Here is a 26025-nt window from a genome sequence, read left to right as displayed (position 1 = left end):
CCAACACGGGGTTAACGCTATGTCTCTTCTCTCCCTTCCCGTTGCCACGCTCGGAACGCCACGCATCGGTCCAAGGCGCGAGCTCAAACTCGCTCTAGAAAGCTACTGGGCCGGAAAAAGCAGCGAACAGCAGTTGCTGGAGGACGCAGCTGGCCTGCGTGCCGCGAACTGGGCTCGTCAGAAATCTATCGGCGTCACGGTCATTCCATCAAACGATTTCTCGCTGTATGATCAGGTGCTCGACACAAGTGTCATGGTTGGCGCCATCCCGGAGATCTACGCCTCAAAAGCCGAATCCGTTTCGCTGAAGACGTACTTCGCCATGGCCCGCGGATCACAATGCGACGATCGGGATGCGAGTTGCGGTCACGGACCGCGCGGATTTGGCGCACCCCCGCAGGAGATGACCAAGTGGTTCGATACCAACTACCACTACATGGTCCCCGAGTTTCGCAGAGGACAGACTTTCAGGCTATGCTCTCGCAAGCCGATCGAGGAGTATGAGGAAGCCAAGGCCCTTGGCTTTCAGACCCGCCCTGTCCTGATCGGGCCGGTCACATTCCTAAAGCTCGGCAAGAGTCCCGATCCTGCGTTCCAGCCACTCTCACTACTGGATGAACTGTTACCGGCCTATATCGAAGTTCTGCAGGAATTGGCCAAACGTGGAGCAAATTGGGTTCAGTTCGACGAGCCCTGCCTGGTTCTTGATCTGGATGAGAGGGCGCGGCAATCTTTGCGACATGCCTATGATCGGCTCGCCAAGGAGGTGCCGGCCATCAAGATCTTAGTTGCCAGCTATTTCGGCGACCTCGGGGACAATCTGAACACCGCGTTGAGCCTGCCAGTTGCCGGACTACACCTCGACCTAGTTCGAGCGCCACAGTTGTTGGACCAGATCATCGCTGGCGGCCGAAGTGATCTCGTCATGTCGCTCGGTGTCGTCGACGGCCGGAATGTATGGCGGTCGAATTTGTCCTCGCTGCGCCAGCGGCTCGAACCCGCGATTGCGAAGCTCGGCAAGGACCGTGTACAGATTGCCCCATCCTGCTCGCTGCTTCATGTGCCGGTCGATGTTGAACTTGAAACCGGGCTCGTTTCCGACGTCAAGAGCTGGCTTGCTTTCGCGGTCCAGAAGATGCGGGAGCTTGCGATCCTGGCGCGGGCACTCGCAGGCGACCAGAATGTTGCGCCAGCTCTTGCCCAGTCGGAATGTACCGCGACTGTTCGCCGGACTTCGCCAAAAATCCGTGATGCTAATGTCGCTGTCCGGATGAAAGCGATCGATCAGACCATGCGTCGGCGCGCGAGCCCATTTGCCCGTCGTGCAGAGATCCAAAGCGATCGTTTCGGACTGCCGGCTTTCCCTACCACGACGATCGGATCGTTCCCGCAGACCACAGAGGTCCGGAATGCGCGTGCGGCGCATGCGCGGGGCGCGATAAGTGACGAGCAATACGACAGGTTCCTCAAGGAGGAGACTGCGCGCGCCGTACGTTGGCAGGAGGACATCGGTCTCGACGTCCTCGTGCACGGCGAGTTCGAGCGCAATGACATGGTGCAGTACTTCGGCGAGCAACTTGCCGGCTTCGCATTTACCAGGAGCGGATGGGTGCAGTCCTACGGCTCGCGCTGCGTCAGGCCACCGATCCTGTTTGGCGATGTAGTGCGCTCGAAGCCTATTACCGTGGACTGGTGGCGCTACGCGCAATCATTAACGAAGAAGCCGATGAAGGCGATGTTGACCGGTCCGGTGACGATCTTGAACTGGTCCTTTGTTCGCGATGATATTCCCAGAAGCGAGGCCTGCCGCCAGATTGCGCTCGCGATCCGAGACGAAGTCCGCGATCTCGAGAATGCTGGTGCGACCATGATCCAGATCGACGAAGCTGCACTTCGAGAAGGATTGCCGTTGCGTCGATCGGAGTGGACGGCTTATCTCGACTGGGCCGTGGATTGCTTCCGGATCTGCTCATCGGGCGTCGCTGATCAAACGCAAATTCATACACATATGTGCTACTCGGAGTTCAACGACATCATCGGTGCGATCGCTGCAATGGACGCGGATGTAATCTCGATCGAGACGTCGCGCTCGAAAATGGAACTACTCGACGCGTTTAGGAACTACGAATACCCAAATCAGATCGGGCCGGGCGTGTACGACATCCACTCTCCACGCGTTCCGGAGACGGGCGAAATGAAGGAGCTGATGGCGTTGGCTCTGACGCGGCTGCACGACTCGCAGCTCTGGGTCAATCCGGACTGCGGGCTGAAGACGCGCAACTGGGAAGAGGTCCGGCCGGCGCTAGCGAACATGGTCGCTGCCGCCCGCGAGCTACGCGCTGCATTCGATCCGCCAGGCCGTTGATCCGGGCTTGGGTCTCTTCTCATCGAGGTGGTCATTTGCGCGCCCGATAATGGAGGTAGCACTGGGAACAGAAAAAATGCCCGGTCCCGCCTAGGCGGGCCGGGCGAAAGTCTGGAGGAGCGACACTGACGCATCGCTGAGCCGAGTTGAAGCACAAGCTCAGCGTAGCTCAATTATGCCGTGGTATGCCACTGTATAGTCTGAGGTTTATATATCTACACCAAGGTTTGTCGCTCATGAGCGCGTCGGGAACGACTACACGGCAACGAGGGGCAGTGATGCGGGGCGGGGATGTCCCGATCGCTGTTGAACTAGGTCGGGCCGACGTTGCCGGAATGAATGTTACGCGGCCCTCGTGACGTGGGCAACGGGGTTGATCGTCATGCGATTGTGGCGAGCTTGAAGAGCCGCACGCAGAACCGACAATTGGTTATGCGCCTTCAATCGTCGGAAGCCCTTGTTAGCCTCGATCATGCCGGCCGCGACCCATCGCAAGGCCATACCGGCATCCCGCCAGCGTTTGACGTTGCGCGTGACGCGGCGAATGGTGCCCATCATGTTCTCGGCGATGTTGGTACAGGCGAGCGATCGACGAAGCTCCTTCGGCAACTTCAACCGGACGACAGTCAGGATTTCGTCGAGGCCTTCGAGGATGCTGGCCGCTACGCCGGGCCATTGCTGGTCGAGTCGACGCGCGAGATTGCGGATCAATTTTTCGCTTGTCGGCGTCATCGAGCTCCCAGGCCTGGCGCATGGTGGCCGCATGATGCTCTTTCGGCAGGCGTTCCATGATGTTGCGCGCCTTGTGGATCTGGCAGCGCTGGATCGCTGCGGCCGGACCGAAGGTGCGGCGGATCGCCTTCGACAGCGCCTTCGCGCCGTCGGCGATGAACAGTCTTGGCACCGTCGGGTCGAGCCCGCGCGAGACCAGGTTGTCCAGCAGGGCCTGAACCGTTGCGGCATTCTCGGTTGCCCCTTCCACCAGCGCCAGCGGATGCTTGTTGCCTTCGCCGTCAACCCCGATCGCGGCGACTAGCACGAGATCGTCGTCGAGATGCAGCCCGTCGATTTGGACCACCAGAAGGTCGAGCGTGGACAGATCGGCAGCCATGAAGTCGGCCAGCCGCGCCGCCGACAGCGCAACGAACCTCCGCGAGACCGCCGATTTCGAAATCCCAGATCCGGGCGGTGCCGGCACGTCCCCCTCGGGCAGTCGGACGGCGCGGCCGAACCGGCGCGTCGACACGTTGATCAGCATCAGGTTCATCGCCCAGCGACCGAGCCAGTCCTCCTGCGCTGCCGTTTCCCTGCTCGGGATCGTGATCTCGCGGCCGTCCACGCCCCGGACCCGGGGCCGCTCGACCTCAATCTTGCCGCCGTGGAAACCGATCCGTCCTCGCGTTCGGCCCCAACGGTGCGCCCGCCGCGCCGCATCGCGACCGTGGCGCGGCCCGCAGGCCGCCGTCACATCCGCCTCCATCATCGTGCCGAGCGCCTCGATCCCCGCCGCAAGGCAGAACCGATCGAAGCTCGCCCGCACTTCCGCAAACGCTTCGTCCACAACCCCAGTCGCCGGCGAACCAGCCGGTGTGATATCTCTCGTCATGGCGTTGCTCTCCTTTGTGGAATCAGCACCCCGAGCCTACCGGCTCAAGGTGGGCAACGCCGACCTCCTCAGAAATTCAACAGAACCCGGGACATCCCCTGCGGGGCGGTCACCGCAGGGCACCCACCGCAAACTCGGTGCGCTTTCCTGCTTCGAAACCGCACGGACACCGGCGAGACGATACGGCAAACCCGGCTCCAAGGATCTCGTAAGCATAGGCAATGCATGAGCGGTTGCTATTGATTTGAACCTGGCCTAAGGGGCAGTCCTTGGTCCACCGTTTCCATCCCATAGTCGGGTTTCGGCTTGAGCCTCTGGTGAGAGTCTGAGACCGGACCACGCGGAGGATGTCACGAGCTTGAAGATGCGGCGGTGCCGATAGGGTGCTCCTGAGCCGTGAGCGTGGTCCTGCCCCAATATAGGCCAGTTAACTGAGCGATTTCGGATCTGACCCGACTCGGGTCGGCGCACAGAGTTAGACCGCCCCGCTATGTGTAGCCCCGCGCGGCGGAAGATGAGCGTCGGACGCCGAGGCGACGCTCCGGGCCAGGAACTCTGCGCCATCAACGATGGAGAGCAGACGATCTCAATCACCACGACGCCATCCGTGATAAGGCTGTCGATTCGAGAACGATCGACGGTGGCGAACTTCGATCCAGAGCGTAACGACGGAATGCCTCCAAGAGATCGACTGCCATGACGCACATGAGTCGATCGTGATCTCGGCACGGAAGCGATCCTCCTGCCTCAGCAAACAGCCCTTCCCGGCGGTGAGCCGATCCCCGGCGATACGAGCAAGGCAGTCCTTTGCCGAGATAGCGTTCCCGTCAAGCCCTTGTTGGATGCGCTCGATCGCGCTGGCGCCGAGATCAATCCGCGCAATCACCAGTGTAGCCCTGGAAATTGCGCTTAGCCTGTCTTCGTGCCTGGCCCCGGCAAGACTTTCGTGGCGCACGGCAAAGTGATCGATGCCGACGCGTATGGATCCAGCATCAACCAAAAGCTTCCGTGATCCTTTCGAATTGGAGGTAGTCCTCGACGCTGTCGAGCGGAGTGAATTCGTCGATTTTGCGTTGTGCTTCTTGAATGCAGGAATGTACGGGTAGCCGAATCCCGAAAGCCGACCCGGATGCAATTCGGGGCATTTGCTCGATTTCAAGGCACGAAGCGGACTGTCCGATGGGGCTACGCCATACAGCTAAAGGACTTAAGCCAGGCTTGATAATCCAACTCGCGAACTGACGCTGAGAAATGCGAGGACGTCGGATATCTGGTGTAACGTGGGAGCCCGTGTGGGCGGCTACTGGTCGTGGCCAGCGACGTCAAGCGCCTTGCTGTTGGTGCTGAACGTATCCGGGCTTGGCAGTGCCTCCCAGTTGGCGTGCAGTGGGTCGAAGCGGCTGCCGTCGGATGAGTCGGAACGTCCCGGGTTGGGTCAACGCGTGGAATTGCTTCGCGCGCACCCGCGCGGCCGCAATCGTCTGTCCTTATCGGGCCGTGGACATGGGGGGCGTCCGTTTCGCGCGATATCACTGCGCAACTGCCCGACCTGCGACCGTCACATTCTGGAACATGCCGGACCAGAGCTCAGGAAGACTCCGGCGCGCGTTTGCACCGGTGGTCGAGCAAGCGATTATATTGCGCAAACGCTGTTTTGGCGGTACGGCAGCCTACGTGCCCGCGAGCCCCCCATTTTCATTTTGACAGGATGAACATGAGGTCCACTTACTGCTGTGAAACGGCAGCGATCAGTACAGCCCGTCCATCTCGGCGCCGTGTCACTGAGGGGCGGCCTTGGGGCACGCAAACGCGACCGAGCTCCGTTCGGCCTCAGCTTCTTGCTCCAATTGCAGAATATGCGCTCTTAGCGCATCGGAAGTTGCTGCCGCTGTCTCGCTGAACAGTGGATCTCCATGATCGGTGTGACCGGAAGCGATTTCGGTCCAATCCTGAGCCGAGAGAGCCTTCAGAGCTGCCGGAAAGAAATCTCGTTCTTCCCACTTCATGTGGTGCCGCTCGCGTACTATAAAGTCACGTATGATATCGCCGACGTCCTGCCGAAAAAGTTCACGATCCGCGAGGATGGCGTCAATAGCCCGCGCGAAGTGGTGCAAACGGTCGACGACTTCCTGGTGTTCAAGCGCGAGATCGCCGACGATTGCAGCTGCATCCGGATCGCGAGCCTTGAGCTTGGAAAAAATCAAGTCTTCCTGTGGATGATGGTAGACCTCGGGATAAACCTCGAAATAGCTGATAATCGCGCGAATGACCTCATAATCAGGACGGATCCCTTTCTCAAAAATCTCCACTTCGTGTTCAAGAGCGACCAGAAGCAGATCAATGTTGCGATGCTCTCGAAGCAAAAGATCGATAATCATTGCGGTGCTCCTGGAGGCACAATGTAGGCTGGAAGCGTTTCTGCGGCTCAGAGGATCTCCTAAGCCGAATTCGGCGTCCTTCGCTGCGCCGCGTTCGTCCGCGCCGTTCGACGCGAAAAAGTAGCGCGCTCCGATTTGAGCTGGCGTATAGCAACTTAGCCGAAGTGTTGAAGTTGCCCACGCAAGACGCTGGTCCGATGGCGGCAGCTCTTGGTAAAACTGGCGGCCTAGGCGTGCATTGGGGGACCCTATCTTGCGAACGTCGATGTGACGCAGATTGTCTGTTCCTGACGAACTGGGAAATTTGGTTGTTTTCCCTAGGTAGAAGCCCCTAAGTGTTTATACGTAAGTCCGATGAGGAGGGCGTCTTGAATGGGGCCGGCGCGGTCCCTTGGTTTCTCAAACACGGATCGATGTACGGCGGCCGACCTCATCGACGGGCTTGATGATCATGCGCCTCCAACCCACGTCATCGTTTGATTTCGAAGACCGCACTGTAGCCCAGCCGAGTTCACGGAAGCCCGCACTGGGAGCTCCGTTGGAGGACGGACCAATATATTGCCGAATTATGCCGGTCTTCGGGCGGTCAGACCTGCTGTTCATCGGAGCACAAACTTGGGCACCGCATTGATCTGCTTCATGTGCCGTCGTGATTCCAAGAAACCAGCAGCTTGTGTTGCATCAATAGCCATCACCGAAAACATGATCGGCTCCGCGCTGTGCACCTGACAACCTCCGTTCGTCGTCTGGACTGCGCAGCTTGAATGCATGAATAGGCCATTCGCACCAAGTGCGTCCCTGCTAGAGTCCCGCGGTAATGGCGATCCGCATCAACTCGGACATGCTGCGGACATTGGCCTTGGCCATGAGGTTTGCACGGTAAACCTCGACTGTCCGAGGACTAATGCCCAGATCATGGGCGATCACCTTGTTGATCTTGCCGGCTAATAGTCCCTGCAGGACGTCACGTTCGCGCGAGGAGAGGTCCGCGAGGCGGGCTTCCGCCTGCAGTTTCGCTGCGTCATCGGCGGGTTTCGTTGGCCGCGCTTTCAACGCACTATTGATCGCGCGCAACAGTACCTCCTCTTCGAACGGCTTTTCGATGAAGTCGACCGCACCCGCTTTCATCGCTTCGACTGCGAGCGATACGTCGGCATGACCAGTTATCAAGATAACCGGGCAGTCGACGCGATTGGCCTTCACTTTTCTGACCAATTCGAGACCGCTCATACCCGGCATACGGATGTCTGACACGATGCAATCGACTGGACCGCTCGCGACGTCATTAAAAAACGCGGTCGCCGTCTCATAGGTTGCTACGTAGAAACCGTTTACATCAAGAAGAAACGCGAGCGAGTCCCGCATTGCGGCGTCATCGTCGATCACAAGAATTCGCCGCCCAATCATGTCTCTTCGTTAAGCTCCGCAAATGCCGTCTTAAGGATCGTGCTGCTACTCGGAGTCGCTTCCACGACGATATGGCTGCTATGTGACTCGATGATCGTCCGGAAGATTGATAGCCTCACGCGCACGCCATGGCTTTTGGTCGCGACAAAGAGCTGGAACAGTCGGTCGGCGATATCAGCGCTTGATGCCGGGCCCCTTATCAGCAACGGTATACGTGTCGACGTTGGCAACTTCGCGGCGCTGGCAGGAGTCATGGTCTCGATTTCATTACGTATCAGGTTTAGCGCGACCTGCTGAATCTGGATCTTGTCTACAATGATGTCGCGGTCGCTGCGGGTCATCACGCGTACGCCCGACTCCTTGGGGCCGACTAGGGCCAAGGCCACAGCTTCTTCAAGGAGCGTGAGCGGCTTCTCCACAGTGTGCTCGCCCCTGGAAACGAAGTCCCGCGGGCGCTTGATGATATCTTTGGCGCGTAGAGCGTGTTGCGCCGCGCGTTCGAGTGCATCACCATTGCAGTTGGCGTCCGGCGCGGTGCGCGCGAGCGGAGCCTTTGTGCCCGCATGCAGTTTGTAATTGCGGAGCGCGGCCGGTTGATCTCACTGTCAATAGACGATGCCATCTCACCTATGGCGGTCGGTCGCGACACGTGCACGAGTTCAGATTGTAGCTCTTCCAACCGCCGTCCCTGCGCCCGCCTCGGTGAGGTTTCGGATGAAACCGGTGAAGAACCGTTCGGCGCGCACTTTGGCCTTACCGACGGAGATCGAGCCGTCGCTTCGTTCGCCGACCACGATGGGCCGATGCCAATTATGGGCCGCTCGCCGTTGGTCAGACAACGTTCGATGTAGCGCCCGTGCTCGACGCGGTAGAGCTGCGGCCTCGACGTCGATACATTCATTCGACCACGTGAGAGCAACCAAGTAAACGCACTGCTAAGGCGCTGAACGAGCGAATGATCCTCTTCTCAATCACGATCATGGTGCCCGCGAATTCCGCGGTATCGATCATGGCTGCGGGATTAGGCCTTTCACAGGAATGGCCACGCCGATCATGAGGCTGCAGAGCGGGGAGCGACGTTAGCCTGGGCCGCAGCCGCGACGAAAGCGGCAAAACGAGGACTGGAAGGTAGATGTTCATGAACGCGAGGTCATGAACATATGGATTTAGCGCCAGGCAGAGCATGAGAGCTAGCGCGTCGGCAGCCGCGGCAGCGCCATAGGCTTACCAGGCGTGGTCGGACATCTTTTCTGGGAGACGCTATCATTCGATCGACTTTTCATTGTTTCCCACGAGAGGCCACCGGAGCAGAATGCGCTTCAACTCACACCAATGTATTGCGTGGATGGCCGCAGCTATCTGGGCCATATGCGCCAGTGCGTCGGCCGCACGGCTATGTGTTCTCCGCTCTTGGCATTGATCCAGCCGCTGAAGGCCCGCCGGCAAGGAAAGACCACCCGGTGAATGGTATTACCCTCGATCACGGCAATCTCCAGATCCCGATTCCAGGGCGGTGCCGTTTCGAGCCGCTCCCACGTCAGGTCGCCAGTAGATCTTGCACGGTGTTCATCGCTGCTGGCTGACAAATTCAGGCAACCTTCTGAACACTTCGCACGAGATGGCTTGGCCGCCGCGAGCAGGCTCAGCGCAATATTGCCGAGGCGGCGCGCTCTCGATTGCGCCAATCGCGGCCGGGCTTTTGTCGGCCGTGGCGCCGTTGAACCTGTCGTGTCGGGACATGATCTGCTCGCCAGCCGAGATACTAGGATTGGCGCTGCGAAGCAACTCCCGGGCTTCGGTCGAATCAATGTGGATCAGCTCAAGGCGTCGGCGGCTCGTATTAACCGCTGTTCTGCAGAAAATTAACTGGACTTCCGCCCCAGCAGCCCGACCTGCGGCGGAACGAATGTCCCTGTGGTCTCTCATTTCGAAACATCCCTCGTTCGTGGGAAATCTCCTTGTCCCACGTCGGCAGCGTGGGGCGCTCGGTTCTGATGACGTCAGCCACACCATTCGGATAAGCCTGGCTTCGCTTGGCGCCGATCATCGCGCCTGTACGCGGGTCGATGAAGTGGACGCCTAGCACGCGGCGCAGGTTGTTGTGTGCAGTCATCGGCACACCGCTTGGGTACATCCGGCAGCGCTCCTTGAACTGTCGCCGGTATCTGGACATGAAAAGCTGATGGCGCATCATGTCTCTCTGTCTGCCATGTGTGTGATATTGGACAGGAAGCTTACTTCTATCAGTAGGCAATCGCCGCTGTATTGATACAGGTCAAAAAGAGCTGATGCGCGTCCAGAAATGGCCGAGCTCGAGCTGCGGCTTCGAGCCGCATAGGCTTCATTGGCAGGCGACATGCCCAAGTCGAGCGATCCGCCGCGACCTCGCGTGGTCTGCAAACACGTAAGCGTGTAGCCTGGTTGATTTGATGCGCACGCTCGAATAGGCCACGACAGCATTTGTCCCAGTGCTGCGGTAGCCGGCAAGCAGATCGTCGATTGATCGCTTGCCTCGCATTGTCGGTGGCCTCGCCGGGCAGATCCCAGAAATGGGCTTTGGCGCTGAAGTCCTGACGACCTTGGCTCATCGAAACGTCTGCTGCGACAAGCGTGGGCATCGGCTTTGCTCTCGCGGCCGCAGCATGGACCGTCAGAAGGGAGATCGGGTCGGTTCGCCGCATGGCCCACGATCACGTGCGCGTAGGTTTCACCATCGATAGCCGCGGCCGCCGGCGCGGGTCAGAAATGGCTTTGGCCGGTGACTGGCGCAATGACCTGGTGTTTGCGGCGACGCCTCCTGAGACCACCAAGTACCGCGTGTAAAGTTCGCGGCCTCTCGAATCTCGATATTGCCGGCGGTTGGGTATGGGATCGATCGTGATCAATAGTCGGCATTTCTGGCGTGACGGCGCATGCCGCACTCAATCGTCTGTTCAAGACATTCCTCGAGTCATCGGCGACTCAATTTTGTTGGTCGAGGGCATGAGCAGACCAGAACGCGTTACCCCGCGGCTCACAACGGAGTGCGATCCGCGCAGCTTGACAAATAGATCTCGCGTGGTCTGCGGGACAACGGGAGCGCTCGGGCGGCGATGCCAAAGTTTCAACAGTACTCAATGAAGGAGCGGACAACCTCTTGGGGTGCTGCTTGAGGCAGATCAAATACGCCTGTGGCGCGAGTAGGCAGAATGGTGGATCAGGAAACCCACAAGAAGAGCGTGTCATGCCTTCATTTAATGTTCGGTTCATTAAGACCGTTTGTGACGATACCGGCCACGAACATCGTGCCTGTCAGGCAGCGTTCAAGGTCGATGCTGCCTCATTGAGTGCTGCTGCACAGCAGGCTGAGGCCGATTTCTGCAAGCAAAAGAGTGTCCGCGATTGGACGGTCTTCGCCGATGTGATAGAGCTTCGAACCCCGCCTGCATTGCCGCCGGTATGGGCTGGTTAGCCTGACTTTCGCGCAAAGTCCGCGAATTGAAACGTGGGTCAATCTGTAATGTAAGCGTGATCCCCGACAGGCTCGCGTCGACCGTCGGTTCGAGTACAACTGGTGATGCTGGCGTCAAGTCGGCGGGCGGTCGTCTCACGACACCTAAGAGGATCTGTTTGCGATGATAAGGCGTCCGACGGCTCCTGTATTCTCGGCGATGCGGAGCACGTGAAGGAGCAGCGGGATTGCCCCAGGCACGCTCAAGTACGGGCGAATTTTGCAGAAAACTCGCGTAGAGTCTTTGAGCGCAACTGTTGCTTCGATGTCACCAAATGTATAGACCGGCGATCTACGCTCGTGTCAAACGAGGACGACATGTTCGATATTTATTTGAATGGAAGGCGCGATCTTTTGGTCGTTCCGCGAGGGTTTGCGATCCCCGTAGGGTTGGACGGCAGTTGGAAGCGAAAGAAGCGGGCGGTGCGTTTAGTGAGCGATGTCATTCGGCAAGATGTGCAACAGCGCGGGTACCACCGACGTAGTTTGATCTCAAATCGATCAAAGACGGCAGTCGAGACCTCGTCACACGCTTAGCCAACGCGGTTACCTACGCTGACCATGCTTCAAAACGCTCTGGGCAGGATGTCGCCGATGCCGTTGAGAAACTTGCTTACGGCGAAGCCGTTGTGCGCTGGCGACCAGGCAATGCAGGCTGTCGTCGACGGCAGGTGGGTATCCTGCTTCATTAGGCTTATGGTGCAAGGTTTCTTTTGAAAAACGGCAGGACGGCGCTGTGGCTTCGCTCAGGATAAGTATTATGGAGCTTTTCCTCGACTCGATGGCGTGCGCGCGTGAGTTTTCAGCTGTCCATACTGAAGATACTTGCCGGCCAGCCGCACGGACGGGCGAGCATCGAAGTCGTTAAACAGTATTTGGCGATCTATTACAGCAGCGGCCCAGAGTGGCCGGCGCGTATGAAGCGCATCGCGAGCCGCGCGCCGCAACTCGATATTTTCGGCCAAAGGCTGGTCGAGCGAGAGGCCGGGTGCTGGATTATCACCGACGAGGGAAGGAAGGCTCTTGAGAGGCTCGAACTGCTAGATCTGGGTGCTATGCAGGGGCAGGTTGAGCGGAAGACCGCGCAAGAGCCCGAAGATGAGTAGCCACCGATGGTGTCTTAGCAGCTGCCAACGAGCGCGCGCAGAAAGCGTTCCTTGGCAAGCGATTGAGCCGGCGCAAGGGTTATCAGCCTGACGGCTTGCCGCTCAATCCCTTGGTGATGGCCACCTACCCCGATTAGGTCGCGCAAGTGCAGTTTGGAGATAATGCAGTGGCTAATGGTACTGTGAAGCGGTTCAACACGATCAAGGGATGATATGGCTTCAACCGACCTGAGGATGGAGGACCTGATGTCTTCAAGCACTTCGACGCCTTGAGCTGCTCCCGGACGATGGACACGAAGGCGACACCGATCTAGTATTCTCTCGCGCCCCGAGGGAGCTCTGGCACTTACTAACGAGCGCGCGCTAAATCGCCGTGAGGTGACCATAGCAAGAGACCGTCACGATGTGTCATAGGGCGTCGGTGTTTGATCGCTCTAGGCATATACAAATCACGGACCGTCCTGCTTAGCTTCGAATAGAAAGACGTCGAGTGGGCTGCATTCAATAACGAAGCCTCTCAACACAGCGTCTGTGCGAAGTTTATCAACAGGTGCAGTAGTCCAGACGCCTTGTCTTCCGAAAGCATGACCGAGCTAATAACTGGCGCGAGTTCCGATGACTGTCCGTTTTTTAACGGTCGTCGCTCCGAAAAAACTATGCTACAAGCGCTCCACTCAGAAGGAGCATTCATGGTGAAAAAAGCAACCAAGAAACGCGTTAAGCGGCGCGAGTGGACGAAGGCGGATATCAAAGAGCTCAAAGTCCATTCGAAGGCTCGGACGCCGGTCATAAAAATAGCAAAAATGACCAAACGCAGCGTCGGCGCGCTACGCCAGAAGGCCTTAAATCTCGGAATCGGACTCGGGCATCAGCGTTAACTCAGAAACGCTGGCTAATAGTGCGGTAGGGCGGCTATTGCACATTGGCTTTGCCGACCCGCGCTGAGAGAGTTTTTCACGCACATGCTGGATGGCTTTCAATGTCGCGGAACGGGCTCCGTCGTCTCCCTATCTTTGATCATTTTTTTTTGCAAGGCGCTCTCGACAGCCGCTTGCAATGTATGATTGCCAGTGAAGACATAATCTTAGCCCGCGATGGGGCCAAAACGCCCAGTCCTAGGCGCGTTACTTTGAGAAGATGGCCAGTCGCACACGAATCCCCTACACGCAGAATCTAGTATTCGTTCGGCCATCAGCTTCTTCAGCTTCGACGAGTAGTCTACGCGCTGGGCCGAACACATCGGCTGACCACTTTAGCCAAATGGAAACAAACTCGCAAATGGGGCATCCTCGAAGCTCATGCTAGGCTAAAGTTTGGGTGTAAGCGGACCTCGCCGAGCCTGTTGGCTAGCTCGAGCTCCGAGGCGATATGGCGCGCTTAACAGCAATTGAAAAAGCGCTCTGTTAGCTTGATAGATGGCGGCCGAGCGGTTACGGCCTGAACCCGTCATCACCTGAGCGCCCTCGGCGTTGTAAACGAACCACAACCACGTTCGACCGCGCTGCTTCAAGACATATTCGAAGGATGGGAGACTCATGTTAGCGAGCTCCATTTCTGACAGTCGTGCGTTTGATCTTCTGAATGCCAGAGCGGGCCCTTTCCAGGCGAAGCCTCAGTGTAGCAGCCCTGGGAATGAACTCGCTTGATCGGTCAACGCCACTTTCATCAAATGCGAGCTCATCCAGCGCTGCCTGTCGTGGCTCCAAAGTCGCGAGATGCTTGCGCGTTTGGCCGTCAGCGACATCTGTCCGCCGGGCATCGTTTGCGGAGGACTTACGCCGCAGCAAACCGTTTTTCTCTAGCAGCTTAGAGTGGGTTGTCACAAAGTAAGGGCCGACGTGCATCAATCGTGATACCAGGTTGAACGGTACACCCTTTTCTTTTGCCCAAATAGGTTAAAGCCATCAGGATCATCCACCGTAGCCGAGTGATGCCAAGCACATTTAATTTGGCAAGAGTTCTTGGAGCGCACGGATCGATCTGATCTCCCACATAAATGACCGGACAATCTCGTCTCCGTCAGTAGAGATGCGGCCAACCGCGCTTGCTGGATCTCCGGAGGCATCTTAAGTCAGGTTCCATCGTTTACAAGCCTCCTTAGCGCCGATTAGGGAGGGCAACGCGCCAAGAGCAGGAAAATCAAATATTTGGTATAGTTCGGACGGATGGGCTGGCGTACAACAGGCTGGCCGGAGCTACGGCTCAGTGTCTTGGCGGACCAAGGGCAGCATTCACAGTTGCGCCGGGAGCGATACGCGCTGACAAGATTGCTGCACCTTGCCAAGTGAGATGTCATGGTCTGCTTCTTTGCCGCGCTCGCCGAGCTGATCGCTCTTTTGCCGTACTTCTTTGGTGTATGCGGAGCATCAGCGAGGTGCACGTCGCATTTACGTCTTCAATGCCTCAGCAACAGGAAGTTTGTGATTATACGTAATATCCTTCCATGTGCCGCGGGCGGTCTTCGGCAAACGTCCGTATAGTGCGTTCCAACCTTCCCATATCCGCAATCAATCTTCGTGCAATTGAGCTGGCGCGCGACTTCGTTTCAACTGTCGAGCAATCGAGGGTGCGATTGCAGTGTCCTTTGATCCAGCCGATCGATCGAACTGAACGGTTCTCAAGTCATGAGTGGCAGACAAATTTCTTGTCGTTTTAGCGCTTTGCGGCTGGCTTTGTATCGCTCCATCGAGCGAGCGCCGATAGGGTTCACTTTTCAAGCACGAAGGTCTGAACGATGAGCGCTGGTTTTGGCCGTTCGCCTGCGGTGTGCTTTCTCCTCGGTCTTCCACGGTCTGGGACGACACTCCTGGCGCATTTGCTCCAGCACCATCCAGACATTCTGGCTTCGCCTGAACCCTGGTTGATGCTGGCGCTTGAATCATTTGGCAGGGTGGATCAGCGCCATCCGGCGGGTAGCTCACTGATTGAGGCCGCGACTTCCGAATTCCTGGGGCGGATAGATCGCACGATCCCCAGCCGCGCTTTCGCCGATGCAGCATATAATCAGTATCTGGCACAAGCGGGCAAGCGCATCATCCTAGACAAGACACCACGCTATTGGATGGCGCTTGAGTTTCTTGAATCTGTTTATCCAGAAGCGCCACACATCCTTCTGATGCGAAATCCCTATGCCATCGCGGCTTCACTGAAATCGACGTGGGGTATCCCACTGCACGCAGAATGCTCGCATCCGGTCAGCGTCTCCAGTCTCGTCGATCTCATGCTCCGTCTGCCCGACGGCATCATAACTTCACTCGCCGATGTGGTTCTGGGCCTTCCCAAGCTCGCCGCGCACCGCACTCGGCCGCACACACAGTTCGTCCAATACGAACTGCTCGTGGCGCATCCGGACGAGGAAATCCGGCGTCTGTTGACGGGGCTCGGCTGTGATCCTGCGGCCGTCGCATCGGCGGGGATGAGACAAGCAGATTATCTTCGATCGAGCAGCTTCGGAGACCGGAAAATCTTGGAACGAAACGCCGTCGATCAAAGCTCTGTCACGGCATGGCAATCTCAATTGAGCGTGGAAGAGATGCAAACCGTGACCGATCTTGTCGGCGCCGAGCTTTTGCTAGAACTCGGATATGAGCAGGAACTGGTACATGCACGGCAAGCCGGAGTCCTGGATAAGGGAGGGGAGGTAACCGAACTTTATCGTCAGATGTTCCGAACGTGGTGGGATTTGCGAAGTACCAAGCCGGGAGCATTATCCGGCCCATCTCGCGCTGGAGAGCCGGGCCACACGATGGCTGCCCAGTTGCAAGAGGCGCTGTTGGCGTCAGAAGCTGATCGAGCTGCGGGGCTGGATGGCATTCGCAACTGCGACGCGGCTATTGAGATGTTGCGAGGCGAAGTCGCTCGGCTTGAGCGGATCCTCAATTTCCGCTAGGGGATCTGAATGGTTGCGAACAAAACACGGGGGTTGATTTAGCCAAGATCCTTAACCCGCACGAGCTGATCTCCCGATCAGGTGTGACGCAGGCGCCGTCGGCACCAGCGGCCTAATGCGATATGCTCCCGCGTCTGCAAGTCGCCTGTGGGGTTGAGCTATTTGAGCCATGCGTCGTGGCCGGTCGTTTCAGCGGCGGATATCCCCACTTAGCCTGGAGCCATAGAGCGGCGAAGACCAGAGATCCTGCATCGAAAAAGAAGACATATGCTACCGAAACATCTGCGCCGCCTCGAAGCTGAATCGATTGAAATCATGCGTGATGTGGTCGCCGAGTTCAAAAGGCCGGTCATGCTTTACTCGATCGGAAAAGACTCAAGCGTAATGCTGCACATTGCGATCAAGGCGTTCTATCCTGCAAAATTGCCTTTTCCCCTGCTTCACGTTGACACGACCTGGAAGTTCCGCGAGATGATCTGCTTCCGGGACGCGACAGCCAGGCGACTCGGGCTCAACCTTATCGTCCATGTCAACAAGGAGGGCATCGCGCGCGGGATCAATCCGATCGCTTCCGGCTCCGCGCTCCATACCCAGGTGATGAAGACCGACGCGCTGAAGCAGGCGCTCGACCTCCACGGATTTGATGCCGCCTTTGGCGGAGCGCGGCGCGATGAGGAAAAGAGTCGCGCAAAAGAACGGATACTCTCCTTCCGTTCGGCCGGACACGTATGGGACCCCCGTAACCAGCGGCCGGAGCTCTGGAGCCTGTTCAACACACGGATCTGCCAGGGCGAGACCATGCGCGTGTTTGCGATGTCAAACTGGACCGAGCTCGAGGTGTGGGAATACATCATGCTTGAGAAGATTCCGGTCGTACCGCTCTACTTCGCAAAACAAAGACCGATAGTGCGTCGAAATGGTGCGATGATCATGGTCGATGACGAGCGATTGCCGCTTAACGGCGACGAGACGCCGGAAATGCGGATGATCCGTTTTCGCACGCTTGGATGTTATCCTTTGAGCGGGGCTATTGAATCCGATGCGACGACGATCGAAGATATCGTCGCAGAAATGCAGACTACGACTGTGTCGGAGCGCCAGGGTCGCCTAATTGATACCGACGAAGCCGCTTCAATGGAGAAGAAGAAGCGGGAAGGCTACTTTTGATGTTTACGAATCCGGCAACGGAACTGGTCCCGGTCAGGACAAAGGATCAGCTGCGATTTATCACATGTGGCTCGGTGGACGATGGCAAATCGACGCTGATCGGCCGATTACTGCACGACAGCAAGATGATCTACCAGGATCAGCTCACGGCGCTGGAACGCGACAGCATCAAGCATGGTAGCACCGGCAATGACATCGACTTCGCGCTGCTCGTGGACGGGCTGGAGGCCGAACGGGAGCAGGGCATCACGATCGATGTCGCCTACCGCTTCTTCACGACGCCACGGCGCTCTTTCATGGTGGCCGACACTCCCGGCCACGAGCAGTATACCCGCAATATGGCTACCGGCGCCTCGCATGCCCAGCTCGCCATCATCCTGATCGATGCCCGCAAAGGCGTGATGGTTCAGACCCGCCGCCACTCCTTTATCTGCTCGCTGCTCGGCATTCGTCATGTCGTGCTGGCAGTGAACAAGATCGATCTTGTCGCATATGACAAGGAGCGCTTCGATCGGATCGCCCGTGACTATCTGGCCTTTGCCGCCGGTCTCAGCTTCACCTCGATTGTTCCGATCCCGATCTCGGCCCGCTACGGCGACAACGTCGTGGACCGCTCCGTTCATGCCAATTGGTATCATGGTCCCTGCCTGCTCGAGCATTTGGAGAGCATTGACATCCAGTCTGGCACCGCAAGCCAAGCTTTCCGCTTTCCCGTCCAATGGGTAAACCGGCCAAACCCGGATTTTCGGGGTTACGCCGGGTCGGTGGCTTCCGGGAGGATCTCGACAGGAGACGAGATCGTTGTCGCTGCGTCGGGGCGGACCACGCGCGTCAAGCGGATCGTGACCCACGATGGTGACCTTGTCGCCGCCGAAGCCGGGGATGCGGTTACCATTACACTAGAAGACGAAACCGATATCAGTCGTGGCGACATTCTGTCGCGACCGGACGACCGACCGAAGGTGGCCGACCAGCTTGCCGCTTATGTGATCTGGATGGACAAGGAGCCGCTCGCTCCCGGACGCAATTACGTCCTGCGGATTGGAGCGCAGACGATTTCTGGCAGCATTACCACAATTAGGCATCGAATCGACGTCAACACTTGTGAGCATCTGGCCGCCGGGACGCTTTCCCTCAACGAGATCGCCTTCTGCGATGTTGTGACCGCAACGCCCGCCGTATTCGATCCTTACGACCTCAATCGAAAGACCGGATCATTTATTATCATCGATCGTTACACGAATCGTACGGTCGGGGCCGGCATGATTGCCTTCCCGCTACGGCGGGCCACCAATATTGCTAGGCAAGCGCTATCCGTGGACAGGAGGGAGCGCGCCGCGCTCAAGAATCAGAAGCCTTGCGTCATCTGGTTCACTGGCCTGTCTGGCGCGGGAAAGTCGACAATTGCCAACCTTGTTGATCAAAATCTGTCTGCGATGTCGCGGCATACCATGCTGCTAGATGGCGACAACCTCCGGCACGGATTGAACGCCGACCTCGGCTTCTCGGAGACGGATCGCGTGGAGAACATCCGGCGTGTCGGCGAAGTTGCCAAGTTGATGGCGGACAGCGGCTTGATCGTGATCTGCTCGTTCATCTCGCCCACTAGGGCCGAACGGGACAGCGTGCGCAGCCTGGTTGGCAAGGAAGAGTTCATAGAAGTCTTTGTCGATACGCCGCTCGAGGAATGCGCCCGGCGGGACCCAAAAGGCCTGTATTCAAAGGTGAAATCCGGCAAGATCAAGAACTTCAGCGGGATCGATTCGTGCTACGAAGCACCAACGACACCGGAGGTTCATCTCAGGACCATGGAGCAGACCCTAGAGCATTCAGCGGAAGCGGTAGTGGATGTCTTGATGGCGCGGTCAATTCTTGATGGTTAGAGATCCCTCGCGTCGCACCATCGATTCGCACAATATCCCGCAGGCTCGAGCCAAGGCGATCCAGCTCACGCGAACCTGCGATCGGACTTTTGGCTCTAAAGGAACAAAATGGTCGCACCCACTCGTCGATTGCCCGCTTCCGGTTATGCTCGAAGTGGATGGTCAATTCAAAACCGAGTACGCGAGCAGAGATGGAGCATGGGCGGGAGCGGAGGAGCTCAATGCGCCGTCCCATGCTCCAGATCAGAATCTACGATGTGACAACAAAGTCCAGAGAGGAAGTCCGACTTCCAGTAAGTTGACTTTTCGCTTGGCGCTTCTTGCTGCGCGTGCGGCCAGCGACACGCCGAGCTCCCGTTAAAGCCGAGCCGGGCAGCGTCTCGGCCGGATTCGATCTCTCGCGCAGTATGAGGGGCGTCGGTTTCCGGGCTTGGCCGCATCCGGCGAGCGGGTACTTGCTTTCCAGAACCCGAACTTGGCAGTCGACCACGACTCCCTCATGTCGCGGCCATGCCGGCTTTCGGCAAGCTTGTTTCCGTGGCCCGCCGCTCGACGGCGGACAACGCCTGCCTACACCCGCGCCTTCGCATTGCGAGACAAAGCAGCCGCGAACCTTAGCCATGCCGCGCTGCGCTACCGACCTTCGCCGCGCTTGGGGTTCTGCTCCCTTCCGCCTGCCGTCGTTGATCGCCATGAAGGCGGCCATGGCGCGGCCGAATGGCAAGAGAGCTTATCCATGGCAAGCGACAAGGACGATCTCTTGATGATCCGCTCTGGTCAACCGTCAACCTGTCCGACCGCGCGGTAGACCGCGTCGAACGCGAGCTCGCCATCAACGAGCAGGCGCGAGAGGGGCCAACGCGAGCAGAACGGCTGCGAGGTGCGATTCGGCGAACCAAACCGCCTCACTGCCGAGGTTTTTGCGCTCATTGAGTGCTGGACGCGATGGAACTCCGTTCACCTTCGGGCCTACGGTTTGGACAAGCCGTCAACCGCGGCACGCTCGCCACGGCGGTGGCTGTCCGTGAGACTTTGGCGCCGCGAAGCCGCGTGCAGAACCGAGAGATGCTGCCAGCCTAACGATCACGCTCACAGAGGCACACGTGCCACTCACCTGGGGTCGAATCGACCTGGTCCGAGCAAAGCAGGACGACATGTTCTGCGTCACGGCCTCGCCGAAAGGTGTCGAACTGTTCGTTGCTAAAGCGACAGCAATCGCAAGGTCGCTCAGATTACCTTCAAGCCGGACTCGATCTCAGCCTGCCAGGGGCGCTTCATTCAAGCGCAACGACACCTGACAGCGGTGGTCATGTGCGGCGAGGCGTACACTTTCCAGGTGCCAGCTATCGAGGAGGATCTCGGCCCGCATGGCGGAGAAGCTCGGTACCTCCATCTGCGGTATGGCGAGGAATACGAGAACGGGAAGACTGAGCCATCCTTACCTGCGGTATGCGGTCGCAGGCGGAGGCCGAGTGTCCTGATGTCGAACTCTCAAATTGTTTCAGCTCGCTGTGAATCTCCACGCCCTCCCATCTACGTCTGGTTGCGCGAGCCGATGCGAGTACGGTCAGGAAAAATTCACACGAGAAAATGGCCGGAGAGGGTTGAAACGCCCCTAACGTCAAGTTGTACGATCTCGAAATGGACAACGACAGTGATTGGCGTCCGAAATCCTCCTAAAGCGACGGAGTGCGAATGCATCGAGTCTCAAGCCCACGCATCAGACTGCCGCTGCCGACAACGATCATCAAGTGTGTCGTGGCATGCTCTGCATCCAGGCGCGATGACATCCGACTGCATCGTTTTCCTAACGCCGAGTTTGCCTGAATAGAGCAGGTCCACCGCGTAAGGTCGGTCATCGACCTACTGCTTCGCGCCGGCTAGAAGCCGACGGCGCTTAAGTCTGCACATGGATGACAGTTGGGATGAGATCGCGCGGCAGCGTCACCTGCGTTCGAGCGCGCGCTCGGAAAGCCAATGTCTAGGAGGTGTGAATGGCATCCGTGATGAGCTTTATGAGCAATCGCTCCGCATCTGCGATGAGATACGGAGGTTGCCATCCGGCAGGGGTTTCGGACGCCCACCCGAAAAGCGCCCGCGTATGGCGCTTGGCCCGAAGCTGTTGACCTAGGAAGTCGATGCTCGCCACAGGGCTCCCTGGTGGCTGGCGTTATCCAGATCATTGACACTACAACTTGAGGAGGAATGGTTTGACGAGACAGCGCTCTTTGCTGACGCCTGGTCCATTGTCGTTATCGCTGGCGGTCAGGAGCCAGATGCAGCTTGATCTCGCATCGCGCGATTGCGAGTTCAAGGAAGTGACCGCCTGCATGAGGCGGCTGATGCTCAGCTTGTTGGGAAATGCTGAGGACTATTCGGTGGTGCCTATTCAGGGGGGCGGCTCTTTTGCGATGGAAGCCGCGCTCTCTTCATTTGTGGCCCGAGCGGACAGGCCGCTCGTTTGTATAAACGGCATCTATGGCGAGCGCATTTTACGAATCTTGCGGTTGTGGGGCGTCGAAGCGCTGAAGCTCGTCAAGCGAGCGACCGATCCTTTGGATCCTGAAGAAATTGGCGAGTATCTGAGCCGAAATCCTGGCGTTACGCACCTATGTTTGGTGCATTGCGAGACGACAACCGGAATCGTCAATCCGCTGGACGCGATCGTGGAGCAGGCGAGGCGACGTGGCGTAAAGACCATCGTCGACGCGATGAGTTCTTTTGGCGCCCTTAATATCGATCTGAGCCAGCGTGGAGCTGACGTCCTGGTCACCTCGAGCAACAAGTGCATAGAAGGGCCGCCGGGAGTAGCGTTTGTCATTGCGTCTCGCGAGCTGCTCGAGAATGCGGTTCAAGAACGCAGGTCGTTTGTGCTCGACGTGAGAGATCAATGGCTCTCGCTCGAGCGCAGCGGTGAGTGGCGATCGACCCCACCAACCCACATCGTTCAGGCAACGACAAAGGCGCTGGAGATTCTGCACGAGGAGGGCATTGATGCGAGGCGCCGCAGGTATGAGAAGATTAGGGACGATCTCGTCAAAGAACTCGAAGGAGTAGTGTCGCCGCTGTTGTCGGCCGAGTTGCAATCGCCGGTCTGCGTCGCGTTCGGCGCGCCTTCCGGAATCGTGGACCAGGCAGGATTCGACGGGCTGTACCGCCACTTGGCAGCCCACAACCTCTATGTCTACTCGAAGCTGCATCTCCCGACGCGGAGTTTCCGTATCGGTTGCATTGGAGAAATCCAATCCAGCTGGATCGTGCAGTTGGGCTGCGCATTTCGTACATATTTCCGCTCCAGTCAGGGTCGGTCAGCTGCGCCGATGTCGGCCCAAGAGACATGTGACGCTCGCGTAAAGATGCCAGCTCAAACGGGTGGAGAACCGCAGCTGTCGTTTTCGGCCGAGACCGCGGTTCTGCATGCGGGCTATCGACGCGACGCAGTGACGAAAGCCGTCGCAGTGCCGATTTACCAGAATACGGCTTATGAACTCGATGGCGATCTAAACCACATTGCTGACGTCTACAACGTCAAGGCCGACGGGTTCACCTACACGAGGATCATCAATCCGACGACCCGCGCGCTGGAAAGGCGCTACGCCGCCGTCGATATGGGAAGGGACTCGCTCGCCGTCGCGTCAGGTCAAGCGGCGACGTTCCTGGCTATCGTCAACCTGTCAAGTGGCGAAGTGGGAGACAATGTCGTCGCCTCTCCGTATCTATATGGCAATACCTGGAACCTGCTCCACAACACATTAAAGCGTCTTGGGATCAGCGTGAGGACGGCAGATCCTCGAAAGCCCGAGACGTTTGAACGTGCCATTGATGATCGCACGATATGCCTGTTCGGAGAGGTGATTTCGAATCCTTGTCTGATTCCGCTCCCCGTCAAACAGCTGGCCGAGATCGGCCGAAAGTACGGCGTGCCTTTGGTCGTGGACAATACGACAACGCCACTGGTATGCCGGCCGTCAGATCTCGGCGCTGCGATTACGACGTACTCCGCAACAAAATATATTTGCGGCCACGGTACGACGCTCGGCGGACTGATCGTTGACAACGGCGAGTTTAGCTACCGGGGAGCCTCTCGCTTTCCCTTGTTCAATCGTCCCGACGATGCGCATGGCGGAATTGTCTGGCATAACGCGGTGCGCGATGTCGACGATCTCGGAAAGAGCGAGTTTCTCCTCAAGGCTCGCATGACCTGGTTGCGCGATACCGGCGCGGCGATCGCCCCGTTTGCGAGCTTTCAACTGATCCAGGGGCTTGAAACGCTGCCACTTCGCATGAAGCAGCACTGTGCGAATGCCAGGATCGTGGCCGACGTTCTCAAGGAGCATCCTAAAGTGCGCCGTGTCTTCTACCCGGGGCTCTTTGAAGGCGCCGATCGGGAAGTCGTCGAACAGACACTCAATGTTGCATACGGACACGGGGCGATGGTCATGTTCGAAGTGGAGGACGAACAAGCCGGGCGCAAGTTCATTCAGAACGTCGACTTGATGTATCACGTCTCGAATGTAGGCGACGCCCGCACGCTCGTGACCCATCCTGTCTCGACGACCCACACCACCGTCCCGCGGGAAAAGCGCGAAGCCGCCGGCATATTTGGCGGCTCGATCCGGCTTTGCGTCGGCATCGAAGATGTCAACGACATCCTGCGCGATCTGGACAAGGCGCTTTCCGCAATCTGACAACCAGCAAGGCGATCAGGAGGAAGTTCTCATGAATCAGGCAGATGCTTGGAAATTGAGGTCATCACGCTATGAGGCCGTTCAATTCAGCCGAGAGATCAATAAGCAGCTCTCTGAGCTGAGACCCGACAACATAACGGGAGCTGCTTATATTGCCAAAGATTACGCTGTCATCACAGCGTGCACGCTCGCGACTGTGTCAGTCTCATGGTGGCTCTACCCGGTGGCCGTCCTTCTAATTGGTGCCTATCAGCGCGGATTGACAACCATCGCTCATGATGCGGCTCACCGTACGCTCGCGAAGAACACGACCTGGAACTACGTCCTGGGCATTCTGTTCGCGTCGTATCCCTTGTTCCAGCGCCACTGGGCCTACCGGATCTCGCACGTCTATTTGCATCACCCCTATCTTGGAGACCCGGACAAGGACCCCGACCTGAAGTTCTTCCTGGCCAGCGGCGTTTACGACGTGCAGCCTCCGGAGCGGTACGCTTTCAACATGATTTGGAAGCCGATCTTCGGCGGCGCGACAGTGGCGTATCTGAAGTATCTTTGGGCGAATCGATTTTCGGTCACAGCTGTCGAGGATCAGAGCCGCTCAGGCATACTTGTCGACAAGTATGGCTTCTATCTCTTCTGGATCAGCATCCTGGCCGGATCATATGCTGTTGGGCTGCTCCATATCGTCGTCCTGTTTTGGATCGTGCCCTATCTCACCACGTTTCAGGTCCTCGGCTGGTTTATCGAGCTCGCCGAGCACTCACCTATGTGCGAAACCGAGACGCAGAACGTCTATCTCACCCGGAATCGGAAAGGAAATTTCCTCGAGCGGGCCATCCTCGGGCAGAATTTGGATGAGTACCACCTTGAGCATCACCTTTCGCCGGGCATCCCGTTTTGGCTGTTGCGCAAAGCTCAGAAAATCCGAATGCAGGATCCGAACTATGCGAAGGTTGCCGCGACCTGGGGCGGGCTCTTTGTCAAGGGACCTCAAGGTCAACCTAGCGTCATAGATCAGTTAAAAGAGCGAAATCGACGGTTGTATGAGCAGTCCGTTGCCGAGGTTCGCACACGAGGGCAGGTGGCGTGACGTTGCTACGGCCAGAGATCACCCGAGCCGTGGTAGGCGTCACTTCGAACCGTCTTCTGGTCGACGCTGTGCATCGCGACTGGTTGCGGCGCAAGTACTTGCAGGCACTCCATCGTCATGCGGGCGTGGCTTGCGTCATATTGCCGACGGTCGACGCCGAAGATGCGAGGGAGGAGGTCGTTCCGGCGATCATGCGCCGGCTCGACGGCTTGGTGTTGACAGGCGATGAATCGAACATCGACCCCGCCGTCCTGAGAGCGCCCGCGTCCTTGACGGAGGATGACCGGCAGGACGTTGAGGATGGGATCCTCGACCGTCCGCGGGACAGGCTCTCTGCCGTAACTATAGAGAGCGCCATCGCGCTCGGAATGCCTATTCTAGGCATCTGCCGTGGGCTTCAGGAACTCAACGTCTATTTCGGCGGCACGCTCCGCTCATCGCTTGCGGAGTGGAGGCCGGAAAGTGGTGCGATGCATGCCGAGAAGCCAAATCGTCCAAGAGACCGCCAGTACGACGCCGCCCACAGCGTCAAGATATGTTCCGATGGCGCGCTCTTTCCAATCGCGCGGACGATCGAAGCGCAAGTCAACTCGCTGCACAATCAAGGCATCGAGGCGCTTGCCCCGGCGCTGAGGCGGGAGGCGTGGGCGCCTGACGGTTTGGTCGAGGCGGCTTCGGTCATTGGCGCCCCGACGCTGCAAATCGGTGTGCAATGGCACCCCGAATGGCACGTCTCAAGCGATCTCCTCAGCAAGCAATTGTTCAAGGCGTTTGGAGAGGCGTGTGTTGGGTACTACCGGACCAAGAAGAGCTAGAGGCGGATTGTGACATTTCAAACCAAACGTGGTCCGTGCACGTCGAAAGGACATTCCCTCGGAGCCAACGTACGCGTCCGGTCCTGCGAGGGCCGCGCGTCGCTTCGCGGGCACAGGAAGACTGGACGATTGGCGACTCGC

Annotated in this window: 16 protein-coding genes and 1 pseudogene; 11 read left to right on the top strand and 6 right to left on the bottom strand. The window is 58.1% G+C overall.

The genetic code is table 11. The features are described from left to right. Positions 1-19 precede the first annotated feature (19 nt). Positions 20-2365, top strand: a complete 2346-nt coding sequence (gene metE, locus E4K64_RS36015; protein ID WP_126261851.1) for a 5-methyltetrahydropteroyltriglutamate--homocysteine S-methyltransferase — start codon at positions 20-22, stop codon at positions 2363-2365. Positions 2366-2707: 342 nt separating this feature from the next. Here the strand turns inward: metE and E4K64_RS36010 are convergent. The 5 genes and pseudogenes from E4K64_RS36010 to E4K64_RS35985 form a co-directional block, all read right to left on the bottom strand. Then, positions 2708-3971, bottom strand: a pseudogene (locus tag E4K64_RS36010) (IS256 family transposase). Between the two features lie 1778 nt (positions 3972-5749). Next, positions 5750-6349 carry a hemerythrin domain-containing protein gene (locus tag E4K64_RS36005; RefSeq protein ID WP_126261850.1) on the bottom strand — a complete coding sequence of 200 codons (600 nt, stop codon included), beginning with the start codon at positions 6347-6349 and terminating at the stop codon, positions 5750-5752. A gap of 801 nt (positions 6350-7150) precedes the next feature. Next, entirely contained in the window at positions 7151-7756 is a 606-nt protein-coding gene (gene fixJ, locus E4K64_RS36000) for a response regulator FixJ (RefSeq protein ID WP_126261849.1), read from the bottom strand. Then, positions 7753-8175, bottom strand: a complete 423-nt coding sequence (locus E4K64_RS41400) for an ATP-binding protein (protein WP_235884903.1) — start codon at positions 8173-8175, stop codon at positions 7753-7755. The genes fixJ and E4K64_RS41400 overlap by 4 nt, the downstream gene beginning before the upstream one ends. Positions 8176-9596: 1421 nt before the next feature. Next, a complete protein-coding gene (locus tag E4K64_RS35985) occupies positions 9597-9950 on the bottom strand; it encodes a hypothetical protein (RefSeq protein WP_135167446.1) in 354 nt (117 codons plus the stop codon). 485 nt (positions 9951-10435) lie between these two features. On the opposite strand from E4K64_RS35985, the gene E4K64_RS40725 reads away from it, so the two are divergent. Further along, on the top strand, positions 10436-10579 hold the full coding sequence (locus tag E4K64_RS40725; RefSeq protein WP_167772428.1) for a hypothetical protein: 144 nt from the start codon (positions 10436-10438) through the stop codon (positions 10577-10579). Positions 10580-10979: 400 nt separating this feature from the next. Beyond that, on the top strand, positions 10980-11207 hold the full coding sequence (locus E4K64_RS35980) for a hypothetical protein (RefSeq protein ID WP_126261847.1): 228 nt from the start codon (positions 10980-10982) through the stop codon (positions 11205-11207). 605 nt (positions 11208-11812) lie between these two features. Here E4K64_RS35980 and E4K64_RS41685 read toward each other — a convergent pair. Then, positions 11813-11935, bottom strand: coding sequence for a hypothetical protein (locus E4K64_RS41685; RefSeq protein WP_283810192.1), 123 nt, complete (start codon positions 11933-11935; stop codon positions 11813-11815). 105 nt (positions 11936-12040) lie between these two features. Between E4K64_RS41685 and E4K64_RS35970 the strand changes: the two genes are divergently transcribed. From E4K64_RS35970 to E4K64_RS35930, 8 genes are all read left to right on the top strand, one after another. Continuing rightward, entirely contained in the window at positions 12041-12352 is a 312-nt protein-coding gene (locus E4K64_RS35970) for a hypothetical protein (protein ID WP_235884902.1), read from the top strand. 689 nt (positions 12353-13041) lie between these two features. Beyond that, positions 13042-13230 carry a hypothetical protein gene (locus E4K64_RS35965; RefSeq protein ID WP_126261845.1) on the top strand — a complete coding sequence of 63 codons (189 nt, stop codon included), beginning with the start codon at positions 13042-13044 and terminating at the stop codon, positions 13228-13230. 1856 nt (positions 13231-15086) lie between these two features. Further along, positions 15087-16241 (top strand): nodulation protein NoeE, encoded by a 1155-nt coding sequence (gene noeE, locus E4K64_RS35960; protein WP_135167445.1) that lies wholly within the window; start codon positions 15087-15089, stop codon positions 16239-16241. Positions 16242-16508: 267 nt separating this feature from the next. After that, positions 16509-17408, top strand: coding sequence for a sulfate adenylyltransferase subunit CysD (gene cysD, locus E4K64_RS35955; RefSeq protein WP_126261843.1), 900 nt, complete (start codon positions 16509-16511; stop codon positions 17406-17408). Further along, positions 17408-19291, top strand: coding sequence for a sulfate adenylyltransferase subunit CysN (gene cysN / locus E4K64_RS35950; RefSeq protein ID WP_126261842.1), 1884 nt, complete (start codon positions 17408-17410; stop codon positions 19289-19291). Before cysD ends, cysN begins: the two co-directional genes overlap by 1 nt. 2276 nt (positions 19292-21567) lie before the next feature. After that, a complete protein-coding gene (locus E4K64_RS35940) occupies positions 21568-23979 on the top strand; it encodes a 2-aminoethylphosphonate--pyruvate transaminase (RefSeq protein WP_235884901.1) in 2412 nt (803 codons plus the stop codon). A gap of 31 nt (positions 23980-24010) precedes the next feature. Beyond that, positions 24011-25069: a dhydrorhizobitoxine desaturase gene (gene rtxC / locus E4K64_RS35935; RefSeq protein WP_126261840.1), complete on the top strand. Its 1059-nt coding sequence runs from the start codon at positions 24011-24013 to the stop codon at positions 25067-25069. After that, the gene (locus tag E4K64_RS35930; RefSeq protein ID WP_126261839.1) at positions 25066-25884 is read left to right on the top strand and encodes a gamma-glutamyl-gamma-aminobutyrate hydrolase family protein; all 819 of its coding nucleotides are present in this window, start codon (positions 25066-25068) and stop codon (positions 25882-25884) included. The genes rtxC and E4K64_RS35930 overlap by 4 nt, the downstream gene beginning before the upstream one ends. Positions 25885-26025: the final 141 nt, after the last annotated feature.

It is taken from the genome of Bradyrhizobium frederickii (assembly GCF_004570865.1).
Taxonomy (GTDB): Bacteria; Pseudomonadota; Alphaproteobacteria; order Rhizobiales; family Xanthobacteraceae; genus Bradyrhizobium; species Bradyrhizobium frederickii.
Note: the sequence above shows the minus strand (reverse complement) of the source record. Positions and strands in the feature narration are given on the sequence as shown.

What these genes read in the sequence shown, in the direction of transcription:
- metE (WP_126261851.1), top strand. Translation starts at nt 20, where the DNA reads ATGTCTCTTCTCTCCCTTCCCGTTGCCACGCTCGGAACGCCACGCATC.
- E4K64_RS36005 (WP_126261850.1), bottom strand. Translation starts at nt 6,349, where the DNA reads ATGATTATCGATCTTTTGCTTCGAGAGCATCGCAACATTGATCTGCTT.
- fixJ (WP_126261849.1), bottom strand. Translation starts at nt 7,756, where the DNA reads ATGATTGGGCGGCGAATTCTTGTGATCGACGATGACGCCGCAATGCGG.
- E4K64_RS35985 (WP_135167446.1), bottom strand. Translation starts at nt 9,950, where the DNA reads ATGATGCGCCATCAGCTTTTCATGTCCAGATACCGGCGACAGTTCAAG.
- E4K64_RS40725 (WP_167772428.1), top strand. Translation starts at nt 10,436, where the DNA reads ATGGCCCACGATCACGTGCGCGTAGGTTTCACCATCGATAGCCGCGGC.
- E4K64_RS35980 (WP_126261847.1), top strand. Translation starts at nt 10,980, where the DNA reads ATGCCTTCATTTAATGTTCGGTTCATTAAGACCGTTTGTGACGATACC.
- E4K64_RS41685 (WP_283810192.1), bottom strand. Translation starts at nt 11,935, where the DNA reads ATGAAGCAGGATACCCACCTGCCGTCGACGACAGCCTGCATTGCCTGG.
- E4K64_RS35965 (WP_126261845.1), top strand. Translation starts at nt 13,042, where the DNA reads ATGGTGAAAAAAGCAACCAAGAAACGCGTTAAGCGGCGCGAGTGGACG.
- noeE (WP_135167445.1), top strand. Translation starts at nt 15,087, where the DNA reads ATGAGCGCTGGTTTTGGCCGTTCGCCTGCGGTGTGCTTTCTCCTCGGT.
- cysD (WP_126261843.1), top strand. Translation starts at nt 16,509, where the DNA reads ATGCTACCGAAACATCTGCGCCGCCTCGAAGCTGAATCGATTGAAATC.
- cysN (WP_126261842.1), top strand. Translation starts at nt 17,408, where the DNA reads ATGTTTACGAATCCGGCAACGGAACTGGTCCCGGTCAGGACAAAGGAT.
- E4K64_RS35940 (WP_235884901.1), top strand. Translation starts at nt 21,568, where the DNA reads ATGCAGCTTGATCTCGCATCGCGCGATTGCGAGTTCAAGGAAGTGACC.
- rtxC (WP_126261840.1), top strand. Translation starts at nt 24,011, where the DNA reads ATGAATCAGGCAGATGCTTGGAAATTGAGGTCATCACGCTATGAGGCC.